Genomic DNA, 5,674 nt, shown 5'->3' on the forward strand with positions numbered 1-5,674 from the left:
CCAGGTCAACAAGAAGTAGGCAACGAAGATCAGGCCGAAGCTCGAAATCGACCCCGATTTCCTCGCGGAAGACGATCACGCTCATGACGAGCACGGGCACGAGCACGGCCATGACCACGCCCACGACGACGATCACGACCACGCAACCTGCGGCCACGATCACAGCCATGACCACGAGCACGGCCACGCGAACCATCATCACGCGCATCACGACGACAAGATCAAGTCCTTCGTGTTTCGCAGCGACCGCGCGTTCGATCCGAACCGCCTCGAGGATTTCCTCGGCGGGATTCTGCAGATCTACGGCGAACGCCTGCTGCGCTACAAGGGCGTGCTGTATATGAAAGGCGTGGATCGCAAGGTCGTATTCCAGGGCGTGCACCAGATGATGGGCAGCGACCTCGCGGCAAAATGGCAGCCGATCGAGAAAAAGAACAGCAAGATGGTGTTTATCGGTATCGAGTTGCCGCAGGATCTGATCATCGACGGGCTTACCGCCTGCCTGGTCTGAGCCTCGCCGAACCGGCCTGAATGAGCCATGCGCGAAGCCGTTTATCGGTTTTGCGCATTTTTTTCGCCCATCGACGCCGAAAGCGCCTGTTTCCGGCACTTCTCTCGCTATTTCTCGCCCGTCGCGCACCCAATGTGACGCATTGGGACAGCTAAAATCCTTGGCGCCTGGACCACCCGGATTGCCGCCGGCGATTTTTGGCGACGACCACCGTTGCAATATGTGCTCGCACCCACCAAGAACCATCGCTTTTTAAACGTCACCGCGTTATATTTTTGAGATATCGAACGAATCGGGGGAGCGTTTTGCGTGAGCCTCGTATGCCATGGCGATTCAGTTACAATACAGCCCCCACCGGACCAGCCCTGGATACGGTTTTGCCTGAAGTGTCAAGGGTTTGCCCGTAGCTGCGCCGGAAGTCCCGAGCGTGCCGTGCACGCGAAAACGACGCTAAAAGGTAGCAGGGCAAGAAGGTGGAAGTGCTAGGTAAGTGTTGTTCCGAACATCGGATGGCGGGCGGTTCGCTTGAAAATCAATCCCAAGGGAATTGTCTGCAAGGCGCGTATTGCGCCGTGCAAGAAGCAGGCTTTGGCCTGACCGGTGGATGGAGTAGTTGTTGGCGAGTATCGCCGGAAGCCGGGAGATCCGGACAACGGCGGCGGCGAGCGCGGCGAGCGACCGCGAAGATGGCGAACGACATCGCCCCACATTGAAGAAGCAAGCCAGATGACGACGAATCGATTGTTGACCGAAGACGAAATCCTGAAGATGGGCGACAAGGATTACATGAACGGCGATCAGCTCGCGTTCTTCAGGGTCCGACTGGAGCAGTTGCAGGCCGATATTCTCAAGAATGCGGGCCAGACGACGGAAAACCTGCGGGAAACCGTCATCGTTCCGGACCCGGCGGACCGCGCGACGATCGAGGAAGAACATGCCCTCGAACTGCGTACCCGCGACCGTGAGCGCAAGCTGCTGAAGAAAGTGCAGCAGTCGCTCGCGCGCATCGAGTCCGGCGATTACGGCTGGTGCGAGGAAACCGGCGAACCGATCGGCATTCCGCGCCTGATCGCACGGCCGACGGCAACGCTCTCGCTCGAAGCGCAGGAACGACGCGAATTGCGCCAGAAGCTGTTCGGCGACTGATGCACATTGCCGGCACGCGCTGCGACTGAAGCCGCGGCGGGAAACGCGCCGACTGCGAAATTGCTTCAGGCATCCGGGAAGCACTAAAAAGGCACACGATAATTCGTGTGCCTTTTTGTTTTTGCGCGCGTCTTTCGACCATCGCAACGCTTATTCCATATGACGATCGGCCGGCAATGGCCATCGGATGCAAGATGCCGGCCGAGGCGTCTTGATAATTCCCCCCGCGCCCTAAAATGGACTGGACGCGCTCTTTTTGCGCGGGCGTGACGAGAGTCCGTCGAGCGCAACGCCGCACGCGCCCGGCCTCTTCCACGCTCCCCAAGGATTCCCCGGCGGCGCAGCGCGCCCCTCAGCTTTCAAAGGAATGCACATGGAACAATTTCACGGCACGACGATCGTCTCCGTGCGACGCGACGGCAAGGTCGCCTTGGGCGGTGACGGCCAGGTGACGTTGGGCAATATCGTGATGAAAGGCGGCGCCAAGAAAGTGCGCCGCATCTATGGCGGCAAGGTGCTCGTCGGTTTCGCGGGCGGCACGGCCGATGCCTTTTCGCTCCTGGACCGCTTCGAAGCAAAGCTCGAGAAACACCAAGGGAACCTGACACGTGCCGCCGTCGAACTCGCAAAGGACTGGCGCACCGACCGCATGTTGCGCCGGCTGGAAGCCATGCTGATTACCGCCGACGCAGAAACCACGCTGGTCATCACGGGCAACGGCGACGTGCTCGACCCGGAAAACGGCATCTGCGCGATCGGTTCAGGCGGCGCCTATGCACAGGCTGCGGCCCAGGCATTGACGGAAAACACCGAACTCTCTCCGCGCGAAATCGTCGAAAAAGCGCTGACCATCGCCGGCGACATGTGCATCTACACGAACCACAATCGCGTCATCGAGACGATCGAGTAACAGGACAAGGACCAACGATGACAACCATGACTCCCGCCGAGATCGTCTCGGAACTCGACAAACACATCATCGGCCAGGGCCGCGCGAAAAAGGCTGTTGCTGTTGCGTTGCGCAACCGGTGGCGCCGCCAGCAGGTCGCCGAGCCGTTGCGCCAGGAAATCACGCCGAAGAACATTTTGATGATCGGACCGACCGGCGTCGGCAAGACGGAAATCGCGCGGCGCCTCGCAAAACTCGCCGACGCGCCGTTCATCAAGATCGAAGCCACGAAGTTCACCGAAGTCGGTTACGTTGGCCGCGATGTGGACAGCATCGTGCGCGACCTGATCGAGATTTCAATCAAGCAGACGCGTGAAACCGAGACGCGCAAAGTGCGTTCGCGGGCGATCGACCGTGCCGAGGACCGGATCCTGGACATTCTTCTGCCGAGCGCGCGTCCCGTCGGTTTCGGTGCCGGCGAAACGCAGGACGACAGCGCGAACAGCACGCGCCAGACGTTCCGCAAGCGTCTGCGCGAAGGCTTGCTCGACGACAAGGAAGTCGAGATCGATGTCGAAGCGCCGCAACCCAGCATGGACATCATGGGGCCGCCGGGCATGGAAGAGATGACGGACCAGATCCGTTCCATGTTCGCGAACATGGGCGGCGGCAAAAAGACGCAGCGCAAGGTGAAGGTCAAGGAAGCGCTGAAGCTGCTCACCGACGAAGAAGCCGGCAAGCTGCTGAACGACGAAGAGGTCAAGACGAAGGCCGTACAGAACGTGGAGCAGAACGGCATCGTGTTCCTGGATGAGATCGACAAGATCGCGTCGCGCAGCGAAGCGGGCGGCGCGGAAGTATCGCGTGCGGGCGTACAGCGCGATTTGTTGCCGCTGGTGGAAGGCACCACGATCAATACGAAATACGGGATGATCAAGACGGATCACATTCTGTTTATCGCAAGCGGCGCGTTCCATCTTTCGAAGCCGAGCGATCTGATTCCCGAGCTACAGGGACGTTTTCCGATCCGTGTTGAACTGGATTCGCTGTCGGTGGAAGATTTCGAAGCCATCCTGAATACGACCGATGCCAGCCTGGTCAAGCAGTACACGGCGCTGTTGGCTACGGAAGACGTGCATCTCGACTTCAGCGCGGAAGGCATTCGCCGGATGGCAGAAATTGCGTTTTCAGTGAACGAGAAGACCGAGAATATCGGCGCGCGGCGGCTTTATACCGTGATTGAAAAGCTGCTGGAAGAAGTGTCGTTCGCGGCGGGCAACCATGCGGGACACCCGGTGCATATCGACGCGGCTTACGTCGATAAAGCGCTGAACGACGTAGCCGAAGACGAGGATTTGTCGCGCTACGTGCTGTAACTGCAACAAGAAAAGACGGCGCCGCGCCCTTTCGATTATCGAAATGGCCCGGCGCTTTTTCATTGGCGCACGGGCTTTTTCGCCAGTTTTCTCTGCAGCGTGCGCCGATGCATGTTCAGCGCTCGCGCCGTGGCCGAGATGTTGCCGCTGTTCTCGGCCAGCACGCGCTGGATGTGCTCCCACTCCAGCCGCGCCACGGACAAGAGCGCCGGATGCTCGATGGCTTCCTCGGCCGTCTGCTCGCTTGCCTCTTCCTGCAGCGCCGACAAGATCGTCTCGACGTTCGCCGGCTTGGCCAGGTAATTATCCGCGCCATCTTTCACCGCCTGGACCGCCGTCGCGATGCTCGCATAACCCGTGAGCACGAGAATCCGCGCGTCGGGCTGCAGATCGCGCAATGGCGCGACGAGCGTCAGCCCGGAATCATTGCCGAGGTGCAGATCGACGGTGATCTGCCCGAACTTCTGCGTGTTGGCGAGACGCAATGCCGCAGCGGCGTCGTGCGCCTGATGCGGCGTATAGCCGCGCCGAGTCAGGCCGCGCGCGAGGATGCCCGCGAAGACTTCATCGTCGTCGATAACCAAAAAATTCTTGTCGCTCATGCTCTTTTCTCCGTGGAGACGGATGCCGCGATACCGCCGCGGCCCGTCCTTGCTGCTTTGTCACGCGATTCGGGGGCGCTTGTATCGGCGAGACGCAGGATTGCGTGCGTGCCGCGAGGGCTTGCCGCCGTCAGCTCGATCGACCCGCCGAGCCGCGCTGCCGCCGAGAATGCCAGATACAAGCCGACGCCGTGACCGCCTTGCGTGCTGTCGACCGGCGTCGCGCCGAGCGAGCCGCGCAGCCCGGCGGGAATGCCGGGGCCCTGGTCGCGTACATCGAATTGAATCACGGGCTCGCCAAGATGCCGCGCCGCCGATGTCGCGAGCGTCACCGAATTGCTGCTGGCCCGGGCGGCATTATCCAGCAGAATGGTCAGGATCTGGCCGACCGCGACCGGATCACTCAGGAATAGGCTCGCGCGCTTGTGCTCCTCGGCCTCGATCAGCTCGAAGCGCACGTGCGGGTGGCGCAGCCGCCATTGTTCGACAAACCCATGCAGCCAGTCATCCAGCGATTGCCGCGGCGGCGGTTCACTTGCGCGGCTGCGCAGGCGCGCGAGCGCCGACGTGCACAAGCCCATTTGCTGCTCGAGCAATTCGATGTCCGCCGCATACGGCGCGAGATGCGGATCGTGACGCGCTGAATCGCGGAGTTCTTCGCTGAGCATTGCAATGGTCGATAACGGCGTGCCGATTTCGTGCGCGACGGTCGCGGCCTGAACGCCGAGCGCAACGGCGCGTTCGTCGCGCAGCAGGCGCTCCTGGGCATCGGCCAGAGCGAAATCGCGCGCTCGCAACGCCCGCGACATCCGCGCGACGAACCAGCCGATCAAACCCACGCTTACCATGAAGTTCACCCACAACCCGATCCGGAAATACTCGAACAGGTTCAGCGGATCTTCCATATTGAGCGGCACGTAGCTGACGGTGAGCAGCGCATAGCAAGCCACGGCGAACAACGCCAGCCAGACCGACAGATTCCACGGTAGCACCGCGGCCGCGATTGCCAGCGACGGCAGATACAACGTGACGAAAGGATTCGTCGCGCCTCCGCTCAGGAACAGCAGCGCGGACAACGCGCCGAGATCGACCCAGAGTTGTCCGAACAATTCGAGATTGGTCTCGGGCCGCGCGCGCATGACACGGGTCC

The 5,674-nt window shown here is 61.1% G+C and carries 5 protein-coding genes and 1 pseudogene; 4 read left to right on the plus strand and 2 right to left on the minus strand.

Annotated features, from left to right (window positions below; translation table 11 throughout):
* Positions 1-28 precede the first annotated feature (28 nt).
* The 4 genes and pseudogenes from ACFFAR_RS22950 to hslU form a co-directional block, all read left to right on the plus strand.
* Positions 29-511: pseudogene (locus ACFFAR_RS22950) on the plus strand (GTP-binding protein); the annotation flags it as partial.
* A 726-nt stretch (positions 512-1,237) separates the two neighbouring features.
* The gene (dksA, locus tag ACFFAR_RS22955; RefSeq protein ID WP_062168608.1) at positions 1,238-1,657 is read left to right on the plus strand and encodes an RNA polymerase-binding protein DksA; all 420 of its coding nucleotides are present in this window, start codon (positions 1,238-1,240) and stop codon (positions 1,655-1,657) included.
* 373 nt (positions 1,658-2,030) lie between these two features.
* Positions 2,031-2,567 (plus strand): ATP-dependent protease subunit HslV, encoded by a 537-nt coding sequence (gene hslV / locus ACFFAR_RS22960; RefSeq protein ID WP_062168607.1) that lies wholly within the window; start codon positions 2,031-2,033, stop codon positions 2,565-2,567.
* A gap of 17 nt (positions 2,568-2,584) precedes the next feature.
* Complete coding sequence (hslU, locus tag ACFFAR_RS22965) at positions 2,585-3,922, plus strand: ATP-dependent protease ATPase subunit HslU (protein ID WP_174364460.1); 1,338 nt, start codon at positions 2,585-2,587, stop codon at positions 3,920-3,922.
* A gap of 59 nt (positions 3,923-3,981) precedes the next feature.
* Here the strand turns inward: hslU and ACFFAR_RS22970 are convergent, their stop codons facing one another.
* Entirely contained in the window at positions 3,982-4,524 is a 543-nt protein-coding gene (locus tag ACFFAR_RS22970) for a response regulator transcription factor (RefSeq protein ID WP_062168604.1), read from the minus strand.
* The coding region (locus ACFFAR_RS22975; RefSeq protein ID WP_375508528.1) for an ATP-binding protein at positions 4,521-5,674 on the minus strand (1,154 nt) is incomplete at its 5' end. The genes ACFFAR_RS22975 and ACFFAR_RS22970, both read right to left, overlap by 4 nt.

It is taken from the genome of uncultured Caballeronia sp. (assembly GCF_964243625.1).
In the GTDB taxonomy this organism is placed as follows: Bacteria; Pseudomonadota; Gammaproteobacteria; order Burkholderiales; family Burkholderiaceae; genus Caballeronia.

Bases quoted from the DNA above. Each gene is read 5' to 3' on its own strand.
- hslU (WP_174364460.1), top strand. From the start codon at position 2,585: ATGACAACCATGACTCCCGCCGAGATCGTCTCGGAACTCGACAAACAC.
- dksA (WP_062168608.1), top strand. From the start codon at position 1,238: ATGACGACGAATCGATTGTTGACCGAAGACGAAATCCTGAAGATGGGC.
- ACFFAR_RS22970 (WP_062168604.1), bottom strand. From the start codon at position 4,524: ATGAGCGACAAGAATTTTTTGGTTATCGACGACGATGAAGTCTTCGCG.
- hslV (WP_062168607.1), top strand. From the start codon at position 2,031: ATGGAACAATTTCACGGCACGACGATCGTCTCCGTGCGACGCGACGGC.